This is a genomic window from Bradyrhizobium sp. USDA 3240, from assembly GCF_054063295.1.
Window position 1 is genome coordinate 4,856,872 of sequence record NZ_JBSSGD010000002.1, and the last position, 20,575, is coordinate 4,877,446.

The following is a 20,575-nucleotide window of genomic DNA, read 5'->3' on the forward strand; positions in this document are numbered from 1 at the left end:
ATGCGGTGCTTTTGCGTCGTTGCGTCAACCTCGCATGAAATTTTCTTTTCGCGAGTTCCCGCGAGTTCCTTCTCGCTTCGCCAGAATTTGGTTTCATTTGGGAGATTCCTTGGTCAGGAACCATCTTGATGAATGGTTGTTAATACGCGAGTTGACCAACAGGAGGGGACCGGGTGAACCTCGTCGTCGTATCGAACCGCGTCTCGCGCGGAAAACCCAATGAACCCATGACGGGGGGGCTGGCTGCGGCATTGTTGCCGGTGGTGGAAAAGACAGGGGCAATCTGGGTTGGTTCCAGCGGACGCGTCCGCGACGGGAACCACAAGGAACCTTTTGCAGAGGTCGAAGCTCTCGGTGCGGGCGCACTGGCGATGCTCGATCTGCCGGCCGCGCACTATGGCGGCTACTACGAAGGCTTTGCCAATTCGGCGCTGTGGCCCGCGATGCATTCGCGCGCGGACCTGATTCGCGCCTCGCACGAGGACTATAACAGCTACCGCGAAGTGAACGCGTTCATGGCGCGGGCGTTGCTGCGCTTCCGCAAGCCTGATTCCGTGTTCTGGATCCAGGACTATCATTTCCTCGCGCTCGGCGCCGAGCTGCGCGATCTCGGCGTCACGCAGCCGATCGGCTTCTTCCTGCACACGCCGTGGCCGGCGCGCGCGGTGATCGCTGGCGTGCCCAATCATCGCGAGCTGATCGAGGCGATGCTGTCCTATGATCTGATCGGCTTCCAGACCGATGAGGACTGCGAGAACTTCCTGAGCTATGTGCAGAACGATCTCGATTTCGCGGTGCGCGACGGCGTGATCAGTTCGTCGTTCGGCCGCACCCGCGCTGCGGTGTTTCCGATCGGTATCGATCCCGGAAAATTCGCGCAGCAGGCGACCAAGGCGATGATGCATCCCGACGTGACGCGGCTGCGGCGCAGCCTCAACGGCGAGAAGCTCGCGATCGGTGTAGACCGGCTCGACTATTCCAAGGGCCTCGTCAACCGCATCAAGGCGTTCGACCGGATGTGGTCGCTGCATCCGAACCTGAAGCGTTCGGTGTCGCTGCTGCAGATCGCAACGCCGTCGCGCGGCGCGATCGAGGCCTATGGCAATCTCGCGAGCGAGGTCGCCAAGCTCGTCACCGACGTCAATGGCGTGCATGGCGAGGTCGACTGGACGCCGATCCGCTACCTCAACAAGGGCTTTGGCCAGGGCGTGCTCGCGGGGCTCTATCGCACTGCGCAGGTCGGCGTGGTGACGCCGTTGCAGGACGGCATGAACCTTGTCGCCAAGGAATATGTCGCCGCGCAGAACCCGGCCGACCCCGGCGTGCTGGTGCTGTCGAAATTCGCCGGTGCGGCCAACGAACTCGACGCCGCGCTGCTGGTCAATCCGCACGACATCGACGGCATGGCGCGCACCCTGGCGACCGCGCTCGCGATGCCGCTGACCGAACGGCGGATGCGCTGGGAAGCCATGATGGAGAAGCTCAACAGCGGCACCATCCAGCAATGGTTCGCCGATTTCATCGAGGCGCTGCAGGACACGCACAATGCGGGTGCCGCGGCGCTGCCGGAGCCACCCAGCCTGTGGCGGCGCCGCACGGCGGATCTTGCCGCGCGATATCACTGAGCGAGCACTGGCGTTGCAGGATGGGCGCGCGTTATTTGCCTATCCGCTACTCTGTCGTCCCGGCGAAGGCCGGGACCCATACGCCGTGGCGGATGTCGTGAACGGGACTCGTCGTTCCAGCGTGGCGCAACGATCGGTATTTCGCCCCCACGAACCCCTTAGCAAAGGTAGAAAGCTCGGGGGTAAAGCCGCATGCGCCAGGTACGCAATCGCGTACCCGGGAGCGGCAAGGATCGGCTGATCGATTGCATGGCCTGATTTGCGCCGGTCCTTGACCTGCCAGCGGCTAAAATCGCGTGCCACGGCAAGCGATGTCGCCGGGCGACGCTGATGTCGTCGCCAATTTACCTAATATTTTCAATCCATTGGGGAAATTTCACGCTCCGGCCCCGCGCTCCCTTGCAAAATCCGCCTCAGCCCTTCAAGAGAGGCCTCCCGGAGAGATGGCCGAGTGGCTTAAGGCGCACGCTTGGAAAGCGTGTGTGCGGGAAACCGTACCGTGGGTTCGAATCCCACTCTCTCCGCCAGTGGAAACAGATAACTAATTGAATGTATTACATAGATAAGATAAAATCAGTCAATGGACCCCAAATTAGTCCCCAAAGGCCCTAGCTTTTGATTTTGTTCAAGAGTTGGCTCGTCGTTGCAGATGCTCGACCACCCGCTGAACGGTTTCCGCGTCCGGCTCGCCTCCTGCTGATCCGGATCGATTTCGTAACCCTTTCAAAATCTCAACTTGACGTGAAGGCGCGACTGCGCCGTAGCTCGTGAATGTGGTCAGCACATGCGCATGGCCGAGGTTTTGGCTCCAAGCCTTGAAGGCCTCCGGGTTCGGGCAAATCCTCTCACCCAGGCTGGCCAGCGTGTTGCGGAAGCTGTGCGGATTGAAATAGGGCAAACCTGCGGCCTCAAAGGATTCCTTGAATATCCTTCGGATAGCGGCGGCATCCTTCCAATGCTTGCGATCCAGGCCGCCGTTTTCAAAATGCCCGCTCTCGCCCAAGGCCACTTTGGTTGCCGGAAAGAGAGGGTCGTCTGGTCCCCAAAGTCGTTCACCAAGCAGCCGGACCCAGTTCTCAACGATCAGCTCGATGTCGGTGCCGACTGGGAAGGATGTCGAGGTGATCGTTTTGGCGTTTTTGGTTCGGACCTCACGTGCATCCTGGTAAATGCGCCGGTTGATCAGATCGACGTGCTTGATTGACATCGACGCAATGGCGTTGTCACGAGCGCCGCTGAGAAGGGTAAACGCGATTAGGGCCTGATTTCGACGCTCAATGTCCGACCGTGATGGCATGGAATGGAGTACATGCCGGATCTGCTCAACGCTGGGTACCGGACGTTCGCGAACAGCTTTGGCTATACGTTCGTCATTTGCCGATGCATTGAAGTATTCCGCGTCTGAATAGGTGAGCCGCGACTTAAACCCAGGCTGCTGTGCCAGCCACTGGAAAAATGCCTTCAATGCCGCCAATCGTGATGAAATTGTCGCTTTCGCAAGACCACGCCCCTTACCGTCGCCGCCGGTGCTGCCGCCCAACTTCCGCTTGTAACTCTGGGCTTGTTCGATCCGAAACTGCCGAAAATCCTTGAAGCCGGTTGAGGCCTCGAAGTCCGCGATAGCCGCTGCTACCTGATCGACACTGCTCGTCGAAAAGCGCCTGGCCTCGCCCAAGAATGCCAGATAGCTATGCTTGATACGTTCATTTGCTGGGCTAAACTTACCCATCAGTCTCATGCCTCTTGCAAGTGATCATTTGAGGAGGATTGGCGACTATCTCTTAAAGCGGACTTCTGGGCCGGTCTCGCGGCAAAGGCCCTGTAGCGTTTGACCCAAAGGCAACATTGCATCCTTTCAGACAGCCGCGCGCACTCGCGATGAAATTCACCGGCGCGGTGCTCGTACTTGCGGGGGCGGCTATCTCGGTCGTCCTATGCGACCCGCTTTATGCCGGGCGGCTGCCATGTCCCTTCGCCCGGCGGCAAGATCGAAGGTGCTTCCGTCCTCGGCCAATATAGGCGCATCACGAGATAGATCGTGTCGTTCGGAGCAGGCAACCAGTTGGCTTCCTTGTCGGTGCCCGGCGACTTATTCTGGATATAAAGGGTCAGCGACCCGTCGGAGTTCGTCTTCATGTTGGGCAGCATCGGCGAGTTGATCAGATAGCGGTTGATCGGGTTTTCAATAAGGAACTGCGTTTTCCCGTCATACATGGTCAATGACCAGAAGGCATTCACTGGCGGCTGCTGGCCTGGCGGAAATGTCAGGGTGTAGTTGTGCTTACTGCCGTCGAGTGTCTGGTTGTCGCTATCAACGCGCGTGAGCGGATAGGTCGCTTCCGCAGGGTCATTGCCGTAAATTCCGGCCTTCGCTGCCGCGGCGCGCTTCAGCCAGTCACCATTATAGTGGGTACCGTCGCCCGGAAGACCGCTAACCCGCCAGCCGTTGATCGCTATACCGGCGTTTGCAACGGCCTCATCGACCTTCTTCTCACCTTCCTTCATGCCGAGGCCGACTTCGAGCTTCTGCTCCAGCGGGAGGTCCTTGAAGTTGAAGGTCTTGCCGGGTCCGACGCCGATCTTCGCAAGTGCTGCGCGTATCTCCTTCTCGTTCTCCTGCGGCGGAGCGAACTGCAACGCGAAGTCGAGATACTCGAAGAAGTTCGTCTTCACGAGTTCCTTGTCGATCTTCGGAAAATCGATGGCTGGTGCGGCGGCCGTCGTAGCCGGCTGCTTCAGATAGACAGAAAGCGTCTGCACCTTGTAGCCAGCCTGAACCTGCTTGACGCCGTTGAGATCATCCGCGTTGAAAAGCTGGGTGCGATATCCCGCGACTGAAAACTGGGTGCTCGACCGGAACACCTTCTTGATACCGGGCGGGGTCGCGCCTTTCCAGTCCGGTCCAACAACCATGTAATCACCAGCCTCGTTCCCCGTGGCACGGCTGCCGATGTAGCCGTAGTTATAGGTATTGCCGTCGCAGAGCATGACCGAGTAGTAACGCTTCGGTTCTACCGCCGGGACCGAAAGGACGACGGGCTCTATCCGCAAGTCCATCCACACGAACGAATAGGGCGTGTCGCTGTTCGGCGTAGGAATTGCCGTGTCTTTGTAGGTGAAGACGTTGGGCTCATTCTTGATCTGATTGAAGGGGGCCTTGAACTGCCCCGAATTTCGATCGACGGCGTACTCGTACATGACGCCGTAGTTCATCACTATCGGCAGGCCATAGATGAAACCTGCCTCAGCAATGTCCTTTGCCTTGAAAAACCCTGGGCGGTCGGTGCTCGTCTGAGCGTACGTCGGGACGGACTTTGCCGTTGACGCCGTAATTGCGGCCAAGGCGGCTGAACGAAGAAGATCACGTTTCGTCAACATTTGAACGCTCCTTCCGGTCTATGGCTTGGCTCAAGTGAGGGTTGGCACGACAAACCTACGCTCGCCCCGCGCGAGGGTCTATGCAAAAACCCGTCAGGTTGCATGTCCGTTGTTGGCTCTTATTGATCCGTTGATCTAGATCAACACTCCTGCTGACAGTGGCCGACAAATGGGCAGACAGATCAGACAGCTATTGCCGTTTACACAGTGTGACAACAGGGAGTAGGTGCAATGAGAGCTTTCTCAATTGTCGGACTGCTGTTTGCAGCAGTGGTGTTGGCAACGATTCCGGTCTCGCCGCAGGTGACACCGCGCGGCGTGGAGTTAAGCGTTGATCAAGCGCAGGCCTACACGTACCGGCGCGCCCGCGTGACTGCGCGTCGTGTCGACCGTCGCGTGTACCGCCATACGCGTCGCGCCGTGCGGCGTGGTGTCTATTAACGGAGCACGATGGGCGTCGACAAGGTACGAGACGGTGATCAAAGCGCTCGATCACTCGCCCGCGCCGACGAGGTGACTGAGTAAATCACTGCGGTTCGTGCACGTCGTTTGCTGCGGTGGTCCGAATCTGGCACCTTTGAGACATGCCAGACCGGTCTGACGATGTCCGTTGTTCGGGAAGACCAGAAGTCGTGTTTCCGAAGCGTCAGGGCAGTTTTTGACCGGGACAAGAGGACGCAGGCGGCTCAGGTGGACAGCGTGACCATCGGTGCTACCGCCGGAGCCCTCATTTTGGAGACGGCGAAAAAGGGGCGACCAGCGTGTTGTGGAAGGCTGCAACCCGCCATACCCCGGCGTCTTTGACAAAGACGCGCAGGCTTAGCTCCTGATGGGAAGGCAATGCATGGCCATCTGGGGCAACCAGACCGCTCAGTTCGTTGGTCACATTCGCGAGCGCCACATCGGGCCGTATAAATCGAACGGCGACATCCATCGTTCGCTGTGTGGCGTTCTTCGCCCTGCTCGTTAGTATTGCCGACAATCCTTTTTCAATTCCGGCCTGACCATTCATCATGTCACCCCGGACGCTGACAAATCGGGCATCCGGCGCGTACATGCGCGCAGCGGCCTTTCCGTCGTGATTGTTGAAGCCTTCGGTCATTTCCACAATGACTTTGCGAATGGCCGCTTCATCTTCACTGCTGCCAGCTTGCTGTGCAGCAGACATTGATGCTGTTCCAAGCATGGCTAAGCTGACCGCGACAGTGGCGGCGAGAGCATTCATTTGGTTCATTTCGGCTCCTTCGTCGGCCAAATGACTGTAAGTTGCTTCCTCAGCCGATGCAGGTCCGGTGTAGCATGAGCTGTGGATTGACCAGAGCCGCAAGTCTGCGCGCCGGTCGGGCAAAAATGCGGGTAGGCATATGTTGGACTGGAATGACTTTCGATATTTCCTGGCTGTTGCGCGCGGTGGCAGCACCGGCATCGCTGCAAAAGCCTTGGGCGTAAATCAGTCGACCGTTCAACGCCGTTTGCGGGCTCTCGAAGCGGCGCTCGACTGCTCGCTTGCTGAGCGACAGGCCGGTGGATACCGACTGACGGCGCACGGCCAGCAGCTGCTGGTCCATGCAGAACAGGTTGAGGCCACCGTCAATGCATTGCAACGCCAATCGGCAACACTCGACAACCGCGCCACCGGCTTGGTCAAGTTGACCAGCCACGTAACGGTCGGTCAGCGCATCATCAAATCCGGCTTCCTCGACAGCTTTCATTCGAGGCATCCGGGCGTCACGGTCGAGTTGATCATGGAGCAGCGGGCACTCGATCTTTCCAAAGGCGAGGCAGATATTGCAATCCGGGGCGGAACCCTCGATGGCGACCCTGCGCTGGTTGGGCGAAAAATTACGGAGGTCCCCTGGGGAATTACGCCAGTCGTTCATTTGTCGAACGCCACGGCCAACCGTCCGCCCCAGCCGACATCAACAACTTCAGCATTGTCGAGCTAGTCGACGAGATTGAGGCGTTGCCGGCCGCGCGGTGGATGAAGACTCAGGCGCCGAAGGGGAGGGTCGCCGCGCGATGCAGCAATGTTCCCAGTGCACACTTGGCAATCAAGTCTGGTGCCGGTATCGCACCTTTGCCAGCGGTGTACGCGGCAGCAGACGAGGATCTCGTCTGCGTGCTTGGTCCATTGCCGGAACTAAACTATCCGATGTTTCTGCTTACACACCGCGATCTTCGCAAAGTACCGCGTATAAATGCCGTTTTTGAGTTTTGCCTCAGCGAACTGAAGAGCGTTCTGATGCGCGGTCAAATGAAAAAATGAGCATACTGCGACGTCCGTTGCGGGCACGAAACGGACCAGTGGGACCGGTCTGACGATGTCCGTTCCTGACGGCAAAGCCGACCTGCCGGTTGAATGCTTGGACTTCTCGCTTTGACCCCGAAGCGGAAGTAACGCACTCCGGCGCGATGCCCGCATCTTACGTTGTGGCGAGGTCGGTTTCACGCGGCTTCCAGTATCAGCTCGCTCAAACGATCTGGTGCGTCGAGCATTGCCATGTGCCCGACATCAGGCAGCTCGAACGTGGCCCAAGACTTGTCGCTCCTGCATTCTGCTAGAGCTTTATCAAACGGCGGCTGTCGAAATTTGGGGAGACGGATATATGTCTTCTTCGGCACCTTTTGGAGCGCCCCGGTTACCTTAATCGCCTGAAGATAGGCGCCGACTGGATGCGGAGTCACTTTGGACTCGGCGAACGCCCGATCGCGTTCGGCAACGACAGCGGGCGGATACGTCGCCGATCCACGAACACCTGCCTCGCCCTTGTCGATGGCCGCTTGTATGCCGTTGCGAACCGGCTCGGCCGCGGTGTCCGCGGCCCTTTGCCCGTCGGCTGGAATGAAGGCATCAAGCCATATAACCGATGAGACGCGATCGCCGATGCTTTCGAGCGCGCCGGAACCTACATAGCCTGCAAGGGACCACGCCACGAGGCAGACGTTCTCGAGACTTTCCCATTTGATCAGGTTGACGACGTCGGCGATGTGGGTGTCCAGATTGACGTCCTTGCTCAACAAATGCGAGCGTTCTGCTAGACCGGTCAGTGATGGAGCGAATACTTTGTGGCCGCTCTGTTCGAGCCGATCTGTGACCCGTCGCCATATCCAGCCGCCGCAAAAAGCCCCGCTGACGAAGACGAAGGTCTTTCGCGCTGATTGGGCGCGGGCGGCACCTGTTATGCCGGGGGCTGCTGCCGCGAGACTGCCAGCTGCAGCACTGCGAAGCATGCGTCGGCGGGTAATTCCACTATTTGTCATTACAAATTCCTATTGTTCAAGGAAGATCAGACTGCCAGCGGGATTGCAACCTGAAGGATATACGCGGATCGGTTGGCAGCCAAGGGAATTGGCACGCAACTGACCACCCGGCCGGTCGGTTGATGTCCGTTGATTGAGGTTGATCGGAAGTGGCGGGCAACCGTTGAAACCGACGCGAATGACCCAAAGCGGAAATCGCGCGATCGACCGTATTGCGCTCTGTTGTCCGGTTTTGCATAGTCAACTGCTGCCATTGTGCGAATTTCGCATGATCAGCAGAGGGCGCAGCAGATGCGTGACCCCCCAGCGATTGATGGTCAAGGCACGGTAGTCGAGAGCATGGTGCTGATTCCCGGCAGCACATTCCGCATGGGTTCGGACCGGCATTACCCCGAGGAAGCCCCCGCGCATCGCGTGACCGTCGATGAGTTCTTCATCGACCGCACGCCGGTCACGAACCGGCAATTCAAGGAATTCGCGCGCGCAACCGGCCACGTTACCTATGCCGAAATCCCACCCGACCCTAAGGACTATCCGGGCGCGCAGCCGCACATGCTCTATGCGGGTTCGCTGGTGTTTTCGCCGCCCGCGCAGGCCGTCGATCTCCGCGACTGGAGCATATGGTGGCAATTCATGAAGGGCGCCGACTGGCGGCACCCCTATGGCCCAAAAAGCAGTATCAACGTGCTCGACAATCATCCTGTCGTCCACGTCGCCTATTCCGACGCGCTCGCCTATGCGCGGTGGGCCGGCAAGGACCTGCCGACCGAGGCGGAATGGGAGTTCGCTGCGCGCGGCGGATTGGACGGGGCCGAATATGCCTGGGGCGACGAATTCACTCCGGGCGGAGAGCATCGTGCCAACACCTGGCAGGGTGAATTCCCCCGGCAAAATCTCTGCACCGACGGATACGAGCGTACGTCGCCGGTGACGGCCTTCCCGCCGAACGGCTACGGTGTCCACGACATGATCGGCAATGTCTGGGAATGGACGTCCGACTGGTATTCGCCGAAGCACGAAGCGGACGCGCCAAAGGTGTGCTGCATTCCGGAAAATCCGCGCGGTGGACCGGAGGTTGAAAGCATTGATCCAAGTCAACCCAACATCCGGATTCCGCGGAAAGTCTTGAAGGGCGGCTCGCATCTCTGCGCGCCGAGCTATTGTCGCCGCTATCGCCCGGCCGCACGACATGCGGAGGCGATCGATACGTCCACGAGCCATGTCGGATTTCGATGCGTCAAGCGCAGAAGCAAGATGCCGGAGTCCTCCAGTAGCTGACAAAAGGAGCACTTCGCATGCGCTTTCATCGTGATGTCCTGCAAAGCAGCAGCCTGGCGGTCCTTCTCCTCGGTTTCACCGCGCTTTCCGAACCCACGAGCGCACAAGTGGTGACGGGGGAGCTGGGCACGCCCGGCGCCACCACCACCATCGACGGAAAACAGATTCCGCCGCCATCGGCCGCGTTCGGCGGGGATATCAAGGAGAAAGCATCGGAGTCGAAACCCTGGTGGGCTCCGCGCGTCGTGCCGCCGAAGGGCGCGCCCAACGTGTTGCTCATCATGACCGATGATTGCGGATTCGGAGCTCCAAGCACGTTCGGCGGGGTGATTCCGACCCCGGCTCTGGACCGTATCGCCGCACAGGGCCTGCGTTACACCAACTTCCATTCGACCGCGCTCTGCTCGCCGACCCGCGCGGCTATCATCACGGGCCGCAACCATCACTCGGTGGGCACCGGCGTGGTCGGCGAAATAGCGACGGGTTATCCGGGCTACGACTCCATCATCCCGATCGGCAAGGGCACCATAGGCACCATCCTCAAGGCGAATGGCTACGCCACCTCATGGTTCGGCAAGAACCACAACACGCCGTCCTACCAGTCGAGCCAGGCCGGGCCGTTCGAGCAGTGGCCCAACGGCATGGGCTTCGAATATTTTTACGGTTTCGTCGGGGGCGACGCCAGTCAGTGGCAACCTAACCTGTACCGCAATACGACAGCGATTTATCCCTTCCAGGGTAATCCTGACTGGAATCTCACGACGGCCATGGCCGACGAGGCGATCCAGCACATGAAGACGCTCAAGGAGGTCGCGCCGGAGAAACCGTTCTTTGTCTATTATGTCCCAGGCGGCACGCACGCGCCGCATCATCCAACGCCGGAGTGGATCAAGAAGATCGGCGACATGCACCTGTTCGATCAGGGCTGGAACCAGTTGCGCGAAACCATCTTCGCCAACCAGAAGCGGCTCGGCATCATGCCCGATTACGCCAAGCTGACGCCCTGGCCGAAAGAACTTCCGGAATGGAATTCGATCGGCGAACTGGAAAAGAAGCTCTTCATCAAGCAGGCGGACGTCTATGGCGCCTACCTCGCCTACACCGACCATGAGATCGGACGAGTGATCGAGGCGGTCGAGGACATGGGCCAGCTCGACAACACGCTGATCATCTACATCAGCGGCGACAATGGCGCGAGCGCGGAAGGTATGCTCAACGGCACGCCGAACGAGTTCACGACTTTCAACGGCGTCCCCGTGCCGGTGAAGGCGCAGTTCCTCTGGTACCCGTTCTGGGGCTCGGACAAGACGTTCCCGCACTTCGCGGCGCCCTGGGCATGGGCGATGGATACCCCGTTCAAGTGGGTGAAGCAGGTACCATCACACTTCGGCGGGACCGCGCAAGGCATGGCGATCTCCTGGCCCGGCCACATCAACGACGTCGGCGGCATCCGCCGCCAATTCCACCATGTCATCGACGTTGTGCCGACCATCCTGGAAGCAACCGCCATTCCGCAGCCCGAGACGGTCAAGGGCATCAAGCAGAGCCCGATCGAAGGGGTGAGCATGATGTACACATGGGACAAGGCGAACGCCGACGCTCCGACCCGGCACACGACGCAATATTTCGAGATGCTGGGCAATCGCGCCATCTACCACGACGGTTGGGTGGCGGCAACGACGCCGGTGACCCAGCCGTGGGTGCTGAGCACCACTCCGCCCCCGGATGTCAGCGCGTACAAGTGGGAGCTTTACAACGTCAAGGAGGACCCGACCCAGTTCAACGATCTCGCCGCGCAGATGCCAGAGAAAGTGGAGGAACTGCAGGCGGTGTTCGATGTCGAAGCCAAGAAGTACAACGTGCTGCCGCTCGACAACACGACGCTGCTGCGCTGGAACACGCCACGCCCGAGCCTCACGGCGGGGCGAAGCGTCTTCAAATATTCGGGCGAACTATCGGGAGTGCCCGCCAGCGCAGCGCCAAGCATTCTGAACAAGTCCTACACCATCACAGCCGAAGTTGAGATTCCGGGCGGCGGTGGGGAAGGCATGATCGTCACCGAAGGCGGCCGGTTCGGGGGCTATGGGCTTTTCCTGAGCAAGGGTGTGGCCGGGGTTCGGTCGGGCAAGCCGGTGTTTCTTTACAACCTGCTCAACCTCAAGCGCACGATTTGGGCGGGGCCGGAGTTGAGCGCCGGCAAGCACACCATTGTCTTCGACTTCAAGTCGGATGGCCCGGGCCTGGGTAAGGGAGGAACTGGTGTTCTCTCGGTCGACGGCAAGGAAGTAGACCGAAAATCCATGGAGCACTCCATTCCGGTCACCTTCCCTGAGGACGAAAGCTTCGACGTCGGCATGGATACTCGCAGCGGCGTGGCGATGCTGGAATATCGCTACGATCCCCCGTTCAAATTCACCGGCAGAATCAACAGGCTGACGTTCAAGCTCGAACCGGAGCTCAAGGACCCCGCGCAGGCCAAGGCAGAACTGGGACCGACGGCGGCGCCGGAGCCGGATCCGATCGAGCAGCCAAATGCCAAGGTGCCCGCGTCGAAGAAGGCGAAGTGAGTGGAACGATGGCGCTGAGGTCGAAGCCGCTCCTTGCAATGATGGGCGCGGCTGAGGCGGCGACGGGCTTAGTCTTGGCGGTAGCGCCGTCCTTTCTGGTGGAATTGCTGCTGGGCGCCGCACCCGGCACAGCCGCCGGCACCACGGTCAGCCGCGTCGCCGGCGTTGCGATACTAGCGATCGGTATCGCCTGCTGGCTTGCGCGAGAGGACGCTGCCGGTCGCGCCGTGCGAGGGTTGATTGCGGCTATGCTGCTCTACAATGCCGCCGTGGTCGCGATCCTCGTGCTGGCTTGGACGAGCCAAGGGTTGGCGGGCGTTGCCCTGTGGCCGGTAGTGCTGGCCCATTTGGCGCTGGCGGTCGGGTGTGGCGCGGCCCTGTCCGCAAGAAAAGAATATCCGCCCTAGACGATCAGCAAGCACTGGGCGGACGGATGCCATGGTGTTGAGGTCTTGTCAGTTAAACCTCTTATATCTGCTTTTGGCACTTTTCGGACATGGCGCGATGTCCGACTTGAGTCCGTTGTTGGATGAAGATCGGACGTGAAACCGACATCCCGAACTCGGTAAATCATGCCGCCGGCGGCGCTTACAATGCCGTTTGATTGTCATCCGCATCGCTGGCCGCGCGCACTGTTTGCAACGGGCGCGCGACGGTTCGGTGGCCTTTGAGCGACGCACGGTGAGCGATCGGCGTGCAGCGGAATAGCATGCGCACTGACGTGTGATGCACGCTTTCGGAGGAGGGAAATATCGTAGTGTGGAGTAGATGTTGGGTGCTCGATGAAGACGGCCGCCCGTAATCGGCCTGCTGCGGAGCGTGCGGCCGCAGCGCAAGTGGTCTGCACGCTGAATAACCCGCACACTGCGTCGCCTCAGCAACGCGGGAGGCGTGTGATGGAATTCTTCTGTGGCCTGGATGTCGGCATGGACGAGACGGCGATCTGCGTGGTGGACGACAAGGGCAAGGTGCTGCTGGAGGCGGCGGTGGTGACCGATCCCGACGCGATCAAGGCGGCGCTGGCGCTGTATCTCGGCCGCTTGCGGCGGCTTGGCCACGAGGCCGGCTCGCTGTCGCCCTGGCTGCATCCGGAGCTGTTAAGACTTGGATTGCCGGCGGTCTGCCTGGAGACCCTGCATGTGCGCGCGGCGCTGAAGGCGCAGCGCAACAAGACCGACAAGGCGGACGCGCTCGGGATTGCCCATATCATGCGCACCGGCTGGTTCCGGCGTGCGCATATCAAGAGCGCGGCCTGCTACCGGCTGCGGCTGCTGCTGACGCACCGGCGCAATCTGAAGCGCAAGTTTCTGGATCTCGAGAACGCGATCCGGCATTCGCTGAAGGTGTTCGGCATCCGCCTGAACCGGGTCAGCCGTGGCGGCTTTGCGCAAGCCGTGCGCGAGGCCGTGGACGGCGACGCGCTGGTCAGCGAGCTGATCGACGCCATGCTGGCCGCGCGCGCGGCGCTATGGCAACAATACTGCCGGCTGCATGACCTGGTGGTCAAGCTGGTCGCCGGCCACGAGCTGTGCCGGCGCTTCATGCAGATTCCCGGCGTTGGCCCGATCGCGGCCTTGAGCTTCATGACCGCGGTCGACGATCCCTCGCGCTTCAAGAGGTCGCGCGATGTGGCGGCATATTTTGGCCTGACCTCGCGGCGCTGGCAGTCCGGTTCGTCGATCGACGTCCACGGGCGGATCAGCAAGGCCGGCGACGGCGACGTGCGCCGCGCGCTCTACGAGGCGGCGAGCGCGCTGCTCACCCGCTACAAGAAAAAGGACAAGGTCAAGAGCTGGGGGCTGGCACTGGCCAGGCGGTCCTCGCACCGCAAGGCGACCGTGGCGGTGGCGCGCAAGCTCGCCGTGATCATGCACGCCATGTGGAGCAGCGGCACGTTCTACTGCGGTGACCCGGATGTCGCGGCAGCAGACGTCAGCGCGCGCGCCGCGGCCAAGGATCGCCGGCTGCTCGGAGTCTACGCATGAGAAGCGCAAGGGATTTGCACGTCGGCGGCACGATGCCCGCCGCGAATTGAACACGGAGCTCCGCGCGAGCGGATGAGGACTGGTGCAGCACACGAACGACGGAACGCACGTTATCTTGCCTGCGACGGTGCATCTTCGGATGCCGACCGATCGCGCCGGATTGCCTGTGATGTGGCTCCGTCATGCCGATGGAAAGATGCGCCGCGACGGCGTCCGCGCTGCCTTGCTGCAGCGAAGCCTGGCCGTCGATGAGCGCGGAAGACTGCACGGCGCATCAGGACTCATGACGATCGCGGCGCTTCGCGTCATGGCGTGGATCAAACAGGCTTGTCGCAGAAAAGAAAGGAAGCGAGAATGGCTGAGATCAGAGAGACGAGACGCCCGATTAAGACTGCAAGATAAAAGCGACGCCTCCGGTCGCGCTGATTGTGGTTGTCTGAGTTGAAGTTAGGTAGACGTCGCAAGAATCCACCTGCCATCGCTTTTTGCGAAACGCCAACTACATCAATCTTCCGAGCGACGGCAGGCCCTTTTATGCTCACCTTCGGCTCAATGTGAAGAGATCCGCTAGCGGCTCTCGCCGACGCTTTCGCGTGAGCGCCGCACGTCCATTCGTGACGCTGCACACAGCTCGCATTGGCAGGAAAATTTGTTAGCCGGCCTATGACGAGCGGGCCGGACCTGCGCCCTCCCGTCAAGCCTCGCGCTATTCGCGCGCCCGGCTCCGCCGGCTTGACTGGACGTCGCCGGCCCGACCAGGGCTGCTCAGGCAGGTAAGGCAAGTTGGGAGCGACGTGCTCCAATCTCGACGGGCCACAGGGAGGATGACGTGCGTTCAGGTCGTCGTTGATCTGCACCAGGTCTACCGCTGTCGCGGAGTTCCGCGTTTCAAATCGCTGCGGTCATCGTGTGATGGCCAAAGCGCAGCTCTGACCAATATTCAAGCGTCCGGGAGGCCCTAGGCGCCGGACTTGTTGCGTCGAAATGCTACGACCTTGCCCGCTTTAATTGTTCCGCAATAGACCGCCCACGCTTCCATGAGCTTGCGGCGTTTCTCCAAAGCGTCGCTACGCCGATACGCTTGCTCGGCCTTGTCCCCAATGACATGCGCCAGTGCCGTCTCGGTGATTTCGCGCGGGAAGTTGGATACGTTGCCGGCCCAGTCGCGAAAGCTGGACCGGAACCCGTGAACGGTGGCATTCTCGATCTTCATTCGGCGTAAAACCATCTCCATAGCCATGTTGGAAAGCGGTTTATTGCGCGCCTGACCGGCGAACACAAAATCGCCTGCCCTAAGTTTTTCGAGTTGGCGGAGGACGGCGACCGCAGGCGGCGACAATGGAACGCGATGTTCGCGGCCTGCCTTCATGCGGTCGGCCGGCACAGTCCAGACCTTTTTGTCGAGGTCGATTTCCGGCCACCGCATTCCCAAGATTTCGCCGGAGCGCGCGGCGGTCAGGATGCAGAGTTCCAGCGCCAGCGCCGAACTGGCTTCCCGGTCGCGAAGCTTGGCAATGAAGGTGGCCACGTCCTCATAGGGCATGGCGGCGTGATGGCCGCGCGACAGCTTCGACGGTCGCGACAATAAGTGGTCTAAATGGCCGCGCCACCGGGCCGGATTCTCGCCTTCGCGGAAGCCCTTGGCCTTGGCCGCGTCCAGAACCTTCTCAATCCGACCGCGCACCCGCGAGGCGGTTTCGGCCTTTGTAGTCCAGATCGGCTTGAGAACGGCCAGCACATCACCGGTGGCGATGGTGTCCACCGGCTTGGCGCGCAATGGAGCGCCGTAGGTTTCAAGCGTCGATTTCCATTGGGCCTTGTGCTTCTCGTTGCGGAAGCCGGCGGAAAGCGTTTCCCGCACGTCGTCAGCCATCTCGCCGAAGGTGGGAATGCCGCCGTCCCGTTTCCGCTCATCAATCGGGTTGAGCCCTTGGGCAATCTTGCGCCGCGCACTGGCGGCCTTCTCGCGGGCATCGGCGAGGGGAACGCTGGCGGCGCTGCCAAGCCCCATTTCTTTTGCCCGGCCGCGCCAGGTAAAGCGCAGAACCCATTTGCGGGCACCGGTTTCCGAGACGATCAAATAGAGGTTGCCGCCGTCGCTATATTTGCCCGGCTTGGCGGTTTCGACTTTGCGCGCGGTGAGCTTGCTGGCCATTGTGCGTCCCCAATCCGGTCCCCAAAAATAGCACGGCTTGGGGCGAACGGAAATAGACAGTGGCGAATTGTAATGGTCGAAACGCCTGAAATATGCGGATAATTCAAGTCTGCGACGAACATTGGCGATCAGTGCTAGACGATGGTTCGCCGGACACTCTCTCCGCCATTTGCGCGATTCTGTGCGCCAGACTTGGCGTCCATGAATATTTCGATGCGAGCCGGGTTGAAGCCGTCATAGTCGGCCAAGAACGCCGTGGTCTTCACGATATCCGAGAGTGAGGCGCCAAGTTTGCGCAGCACGCGCGCGGTGCGCTCGAATATCCGGCGGGTCAGGAGTTCGACGCTATCGCGTGCGTCCTCATCGACGCAAAGGCTTCCCGACAAGAACAGCAGATCTCCACTCGGTCCGAGCGGGACGCGGCGGCCGTCGGCGACGACATAGGATTCAAGCGGCAGAACGGCATCTTGATGGTGCGCGCCCCGCCGCTTCATCTCGGCCTCTGACCGGGAGACACAGTCGATTTGAGTTTCCGAGGCTAACCAAGCTTCGGGTCTCTACGAACTCCTCATCTGAGCCAGTGCCGCATTGAGCGTCGGACTCGGCCGCATCACGGTTTCGCATTTGTGCATGTCGGGCAGGTAGTAGCCGCCGATGTCGGCGGGCTTGCCTCGCAAGGCTGCGAGCTCGGCGACGATCTTGTCTTCATTGCTGGTCAGCACCTCGGCCAACGGCTTGAATTTCGACTGCAATGTGGGGTCCTCGGTTTGCGTAGCGAGTTCCTGTGCCCAATACATTGCGAGGTAGAATTGGCTCCCACGGTTATCCAATTCGCCGGTGCACGGCGAGGGCGACTTCCGGTTGTCCAGCAGCCTTCCCGTGGCGGCGTCCAGGGTCTTGGCCAGCAGCTTGGCTTTCTGGTCACCCGTCTTCAGGCCGAGGTCCTCCAGTGATACGGCCAAGGCCAGGAATTCGCCGAGCGAGTCCCAGCGCAGGTGATTTTCTTCCACCAGCTGCTGCACGTGTTTGGGCGCCGAGCCGCCGGCGCCGGTCTCGTACATGCCGCCGCCGGCCATCAGTGGCACAATCGATAGCATCTTGGCCGAGGTGCCGAGCTCCATGATCGGAAACAGGTCGGTCAGATAGTCGCGCAGAATGTTGCCGGTGGCGCTGATCGTGTCCTGACCCCGGATCACGCGCTCCAGCGTGTAGCGCATGGCCCGCACCTGACTCATGATCTGGATATCCAAGCCGGTGGTGTCGTGCTCGTGCAGGTACATCTTGACCTTGGTGATGAGCTGCGCCTCGTGGGGGCGGTACGGGTCCAGCCAGAACAGGACCGGCATGCCGGAATGACGAGCGCGATTGACGGCCAGCTTGACCCAGTCGCGGATAGCGGCGTCCTTCACCTGGCACATGCGCCAGATGTCACCCTGCTCCACGTTTTGGCTCAGGAGCACCTCGCCGGTAGCGAGGTCGGTGATATTGGCAATGCCGTCCTCGGGGATTTCAAAGGTCTTGTCGTGCGAGCCATATTCCTCGGCCTGCTGCGCCATCAGTCCTACGTTAGGCACGGTGCCCATGGTCTTCGGGTCGAAGGCGCCGTGCCACTTACAGAAATTGATTATCTCCTGATAGATGCGCGCGAAGGTGCTTTCGGGCATCACGGCCTTGACATCCTTCAGGCGACCGTCGGCGCCCCACATCTTGCCTCCGTTCCGGATCATTGCAGGCATCGACGCGTCGACGATGATATCGTTGGGCGAATGAAAGTTGGTAATGCCCTTGGCCGAGTCGACCATCGCCAGTTCGGGCCGGTACTCGTGGCAGGCATGCAGGTCGCGCTTGATCTCATCCTGCTTGCTCTGGGGCAGGCTACCGATCTTGTTGTACAGGTCGACCATGCCATTGTTGACGTTCACGCCAAGTTCGTCGAACAATTGGCCGTGTTTGGCAAAGGCGTCGCGATAGAAGATCTTCACGCAGTGGCCGAATACGATGGGGTGCGAGACCTTCATCATGGTGGCTTTCACGTGCAGTGAGAACATCACGCCTGTCTTGTACGCGTCCTCGATCTGCTGTTCGTAGAACTCCAGGAGCGCTTTCTTGCTCATGAACATCGAGTCGATGACTTCGCGGTCCTGAAGCGACACCTTGGGCTTGAGTACGATGGTTCTGCCGCTCTTGGTGATCAGCTCCATCTTGACGTCACGCGGCTTGTCCAGCGTCATGGACTTCTCGCCATGGTAGAAGTCGCCCTGGTGCATATGAGAGACGTGCGAGCGAGAGGCCTGGCTCCATTCGCCCATGCTGTGCGGATTCTTGCGCGCGTAGTTCTTCACGGCGAGCGGAGCGCGGCGATCCGAGTTGCCTTCGCGCAATACCGGATTCACGGCACTCCCGGTGCATTTGGCATAGCGCGCCCGGATCGCCTTCTCTTCGTCCGACTTTGGGCTCTCGGGATAATCGGGAATCTTGTAGCCCTTGTCCTGCAACTCCTTGATCGCGGCCATCAGCTGCGCCACCGAGGCGCTGATGTTGGGCAACTTGATGATGTTGGTGCCCGGCAGCAGCGTCAGCCGGCCCAGTTCGGCCAGGTTGTCGGGTAGACGCTGCTTTTCGGTCAGGAATTCCGGGAATTCACCGAGGATTCGGCTCGCCACCGAGATGTCGCTGGTAACGACGTTGATGCCGACGGGTGCCGTGAACGCACGCACGATAGGCAAGAACGCTGCGGTCGCCAACGCCGGGGCCTCGTCGGTCAGCGTGTAGATGATGGTGGGAGATGCGGTACTCATGCATTCGCTTCCTTGGCAGGGCAACATCTATGCCGATGCATCCACCGGCGTTATTCGCCATGAAGATGAACGAGCCCCGGGCGAGGTGCAAGAGGAAGCGTAGCGGCGCGCCGGGGAGCAGCCCCCGTGCCGCAAATGATCTTGCGGAAGGCGCGCAACCACCCCGGTCCGAGATCTTCGTCGTCGAGATGGAGCGGGCGGAGCGCGATCAAGACCGCGCAAGCCGTCCTGACCATAATCAGGGATCGCCGTCGCCTGGATCGTTTCAGGCGCCCGCCCCTGACCCTACCCAACGCGGGTGGTCGAACTTCAGGCCGCACCGGTTAGCTTCCGGACTGAACCCAAACAGCTCCCGGGCCTGAGAGACCTTCCAGATGCAGATCGCTCGCTCCGTCTTTCGCGAAGACCACGAAATGTTCCGCGCTACGGTTCGCCGCTTCATCGAACGTGAATGCGTGCCGCGGCAGGAGGAATGGGACGATGCGGGACGTGTCGACCGCGAGGTTTGGCTCAAGGCCGGCCAGGAGGGCCTGCTGGGGGTCATCCTGCCGGAAGAATATGGCGGCGGGGGTGGCGACTTCGGCCATGCCGTGGTGATGGCGGAGGAAATGGCACGCGCCAGCATAAGCGGACCTGGCTTTCAGGTGCACTCCGATATCATCGCGCCATACATCGCACGGGTCGGAAACGAGGAACAGAAGAGGAAGTGGCTGCCGCGCGCCTGTTCCGGTGAACTGATTCTGGCGATCGCGATGACCGAGCCGGGCACGGGCAGCGATCTCAAGTCGATACGGACGACCGCGGTCAAAGATGGCGACGATTACGTCATCAACGGAAGCAAGACCTTCATCAGCAATGGCCTGAACTCCGACATCGTCATCGTGGTTTGCAAGACGGACGCAAACGCCGGCGCCAAGGGCATGAGCCTCATCGTCGTCGAGGCGGATCGTGCGGGGTTCCGGCGAGGGCGCAAGCTGAAGAAGGTCGGGCAGCATGCCGCGGATACGGCCGAGTTGTTCTTCGACAACGTCCGGGTCCCGGTCAGCAACAGGCTCGGCGAAGAGGGAATGGGATTCAAATATCTGATGGGTGAATTGCCGCAGGAGCGCTTCTCGATTGCGGTATCGGCTGCAGCGCGCCTGGAGGCCGCGCTTGATCACACGCTGGCCTATGTCAAGGAACGGAAAGCCTTCGGCCATACAGTGTGGGATTTTCAGAACACGAAGTTCAAGCTTGCCGATATCAAGGCGCAGGCCGTGGCGGTCCGGCTGATGGTCGATCATTACCTGGCCGAGCATATGAAGCGCGGGTTGACGCTTCAGGAGTCGGCGATCGCAAAGCTGTTCGCGACCGAGACGCTCGGGAAGGCGCTCGACGAAATGGTGCAGCTCCACGGTGGTTATGGCTACATGATGGAATATCCGATCGCCAGATCGTTCGTCGACATGCGCGTCAGCCGAATCTACGGCGGAACCAGCGAGGTCATGCGTGACCTGATTTCCCGCCAGCTTTGACGGCTTGTAGCGGC

At 60.5% G+C, this 20,575-nt stretch carries 16 protein-coding genes and 1 tRNA gene; 10 read left to right on the forward strand and 7 right to left on the reverse strand.

The window, feature by feature from the left end:
- The first annotated feature begins 173 nt into the window (after positions 1–173).
- Positions 174–1,625 carry a trehalose-6-phosphate synthase gene (locus ACVIGA_RS23675; RefSeq protein ID WP_456668179.1) on the forward strand — a complete coding sequence of 484 codons (1,452 nt, stop codon included), beginning with the start codon at positions 174–176 and terminating at the stop codon, positions 1,623–1,625.
- Positions 1,626–2,062: 437 nt separating this feature from the next.
- A tRNA-Ser gene (locus ACVIGA_RS23680) sits at positions 2,063–2,152 on the forward strand.
- A 98-nt stretch (positions 2,153–2,250) separates the two neighbouring features.
- Here the strand turns inward: ACVIGA_RS23680 and ACVIGA_RS23685 are convergent.
- Complete coding sequence (locus ACVIGA_RS23685) at positions 2,251–3,354, reverse strand: tyrosine-type recombinase/integrase (protein ID WP_456668180.1); 1,104 nt, start codon at positions 3,352–3,354, stop codon at positions 2,251–2,253.
- A gap of 203 nt (positions 3,355–3,557) precedes the next feature.
- Entirely contained in the window at positions 3,558–5,003 is a 1,446-nt protein-coding gene (locus tag ACVIGA_RS23690) for a DUF1254 domain-containing protein (RefSeq protein ID WP_456668181.1), read from the reverse strand.
- Positions 5,004–5,234: 231 nt separating this feature from the next.
- Here ACVIGA_RS23690 and ACVIGA_RS23695 point away from each other — a divergent pair, with 231 nt between their 5' ends.
- Positions 5,235–5,444, forward strand: a complete 210-nt coding sequence (locus ACVIGA_RS23695; protein WP_456668182.1) for a hypothetical protein — start codon at positions 5,235–5,237, stop codon at positions 5,442–5,444.
- Between the two features lie 286 nt (positions 5,445–5,730).
- On the opposite strand, the gene ACVIGA_RS23700 is transcribed toward ACVIGA_RS23695, so the two are convergent.
- Positions 5,731–6,237, reverse strand: coding sequence for an SgcJ/EcaC family oxidoreductase (locus ACVIGA_RS23700; protein WP_456668183.1), 507 nt, complete (start codon positions 6,235–6,237; stop codon positions 5,731–5,733).
- Positions 6,238–6,367: 130 nt separating this feature from the next.
- Here ACVIGA_RS23700 and ACVIGA_RS23705 point away from each other — a divergent pair, with 130 nt between their 5' ends.
- Together ACVIGA_RS23705 and ACVIGA_RS23710 are read left to right on the forward strand one after the other, a co-directional pair.
- The gene (locus ACVIGA_RS23705) at positions 6,368–6,949 is read left to right on the forward strand and encodes a LysR family transcriptional regulator (protein WP_456668184.1); all 582 of its coding nucleotides are present in this window, start codon (positions 6,368–6,370) and stop codon (positions 6,947–6,949) included.
- Between the two features lie 8 nt (positions 6,950–6,957).
- Positions 6,958–7,269, forward strand: a complete 312-nt coding sequence (locus ACVIGA_RS23710) for a LysR substrate-binding domain-containing protein (RefSeq protein ID WP_456670873.1) — start codon at positions 6,958–6,960, stop codon at positions 7,267–7,269.
- A 179-nt stretch (positions 7,270–7,448) separates the two neighbouring features.
- On the opposite strand, the gene ACVIGA_RS23715 is transcribed toward ACVIGA_RS23710, so the two are convergent.
- Positions 7,449–8,264, reverse strand: a complete 816-nt coding sequence (locus ACVIGA_RS23715) for an alpha/beta fold hydrolase (protein WP_456668185.1) — start codon at positions 8,262–8,264, stop codon at positions 7,449–7,451.
- Between the two features lie 291 nt (positions 8,265–8,555).
- On the opposite strand from ACVIGA_RS23715, the gene ACVIGA_RS23720 reads away from it, so the two are divergent.
- The 4 genes from ACVIGA_RS23720 to ACVIGA_RS23735 all read left to right on the forward strand — a co-directional run bounded on the left by ACVIGA_RS23720 (position 8,556) and on the right by ACVIGA_RS23735 (position 14,094).
- The gene (locus ACVIGA_RS23720) at positions 8,556–9,542 is read left to right on the forward strand and encodes a formylglycine-generating enzyme family protein (protein ID WP_456668186.1); all 987 of its coding nucleotides are present in this window, start codon (positions 8,556–8,558) and stop codon (positions 9,540–9,542) included.
- A gap of 17 nt (positions 9,543–9,559) precedes the next feature.
- Positions 9,560–12,109 carry an arylsulfatase gene (locus tag ACVIGA_RS23725; protein WP_456668187.1) on the forward strand — a complete coding sequence of 850 codons (2,550 nt, stop codon included), beginning with the start codon at positions 9,560–9,562 and terminating at the stop codon, positions 12,107–12,109.
- A gap of 8 nt (positions 12,110–12,117) precedes the next feature.
- A complete protein-coding gene (locus ACVIGA_RS23730) occupies positions 12,118–12,516 on the forward strand; it encodes a hypothetical protein (protein ID WP_456668188.1) in 399 nt (132 codons plus the stop codon).
- Positions 12,517–13,005: 489 nt separating this feature from the next.
- Positions 13,006–14,094 carry an IS110 family RNA-guided transposase gene (locus ACVIGA_RS23735; protein WP_456665228.1) on the forward strand — a complete coding sequence of 363 codons (1,089 nt, stop codon included), beginning with the start codon at positions 13,006–13,008 and terminating at the stop codon, positions 14,092–14,094.
- A gap of 958 nt (positions 14,095–15,052) precedes the next feature.
- Here the strand turns inward: ACVIGA_RS23735 and ACVIGA_RS23740 are convergent.
- From ACVIGA_RS23740 to ACVIGA_RS23750, 3 genes are all read right to left on the reverse strand, one after another.
- Positions 15,053–16,249, reverse strand: coding sequence for a tyrosine-type recombinase/integrase (locus ACVIGA_RS23740; RefSeq protein WP_456668189.1), 1,197 nt, complete (start codon positions 16,247–16,249; stop codon positions 15,053–15,055).
- Positions 16,250–16,383: 134 nt separating this feature from the next.
- Positions 16,384–16,743, reverse strand: a complete 360-nt coding sequence (locus tag ACVIGA_RS23745) for a RidA family protein (protein ID WP_456668190.1) — start codon at positions 16,741–16,743, stop codon at positions 16,384–16,386.
- Between the two features lie 63 nt (positions 16,744–16,806).
- A complete protein-coding gene (locus ACVIGA_RS23750; protein ID WP_456668191.1) occupies positions 16,807–19,047 on the reverse strand; it encodes an NADP-dependent isocitrate dehydrogenase in 2,241 nt (746 codons plus the stop codon).
- A gap of 374 nt (positions 19,048–19,421) precedes the next feature.
- Here ACVIGA_RS23750 and ACVIGA_RS23755 point away from each other — a divergent pair, with 374 nt between their 5' ends.
- Positions 19,422–20,561: an acyl-CoA dehydrogenase family protein gene (locus ACVIGA_RS23755; RefSeq protein WP_456668192.1), complete on the forward strand. Its 1,140-nt coding sequence runs from the start codon at positions 19,422–19,424 to the stop codon at positions 20,559–20,561.
- Positions 20,562–20,575: the final 14 nt, after the last annotated feature.

Excerpts from the sequence above, each read along its gene's own strand:
- ACVIGA_RS23690 (WP_456668181.1), bottom strand. The coding sequence starts at position 5,003 with ATGTTGACGAAACGTGATCTTCTTCGTTCAGCCGCCTTGGCCGCAATT.
- ACVIGA_RS23725 (WP_456668187.1), top strand. The coding sequence starts at position 9,560 with ATGCGCTTTCATCGTGATGTCCTGCAAAGCAGCAGCCTGGCGGTCCTT.
- ACVIGA_RS23740 (WP_456668189.1), bottom strand. The coding sequence starts at position 16,249 with ATGGCCAGCAAGCTCACCGCGCGCAAAGTCGAAACCGCCAAGCCGGGC.
- ACVIGA_RS23755 (WP_456668192.1), top strand. The coding sequence starts at position 19,422 with ATGCAGATCGCTCGCTCCGTCTTTCGCGAAGACCACGAAATGTTCCGC.
- ACVIGA_RS23695 (WP_456668182.1), top strand. The coding sequence starts at position 5,235 with ATGAGAGCTTTCTCAATTGTCGGACTGCTGTTTGCAGCAGTGGTGTTG.
- ACVIGA_RS23750 (WP_456668191.1), bottom strand. The coding sequence starts at position 19,047 with ATGAGTACCGCATCTCCCACCATCATCTACACGCTGACCGACGAGGCC.
- ACVIGA_RS23735 (WP_456665228.1), top strand. The coding sequence starts at position 13,006 with ATGGAATTCTTCTGTGGCCTGGATGTCGGCATGGACGAGACGGCGATC.
- ACVIGA_RS23700 (WP_456668183.1), bottom strand. The coding sequence starts at position 6,237 with ATGAACCAAATGAATGCTCTCGCCGCCACTGTCGCGGTCAGCTTAGCC.
- ACVIGA_RS23685 (WP_456668180.1), bottom strand. The coding sequence starts at position 3,354 with ATGGGTAAGTTTAGCCCAGCAAATGAACGTATCAAGCATAGCTATCTG.
- ACVIGA_RS23730 (WP_456668188.1), top strand. The coding sequence starts at position 12,118 with ATGGCGCTGAGGTCGAAGCCGCTCCTTGCAATGATGGGCGCGGCTGAG.
- ACVIGA_RS23720 (WP_456668186.1), top strand. The coding sequence starts at position 8,556 with ATGCGTGACCCCCCAGCGATTGATGGTCAAGGCACGGTAGTCGAGAGC.
- ACVIGA_RS23745 (WP_456668190.1), bottom strand. The coding sequence starts at position 16,743 with ATGAAGCGGCGGGGCGCGCACCATCAAGATGCCGTTCTGCCGCTTGAA.
- ACVIGA_RS23705 (WP_456668184.1), top strand. The coding sequence starts at position 6,368 with ATGTTGGACTGGAATGACTTTCGATATTTCCTGGCTGTTGCGCGCGGT.
- ACVIGA_RS23715 (WP_456668185.1), bottom strand. The coding sequence starts at position 8,264 with ATGACAAATAGTGGAATTACCCGCCGACGCATGCTTCGCAGTGCTGCA.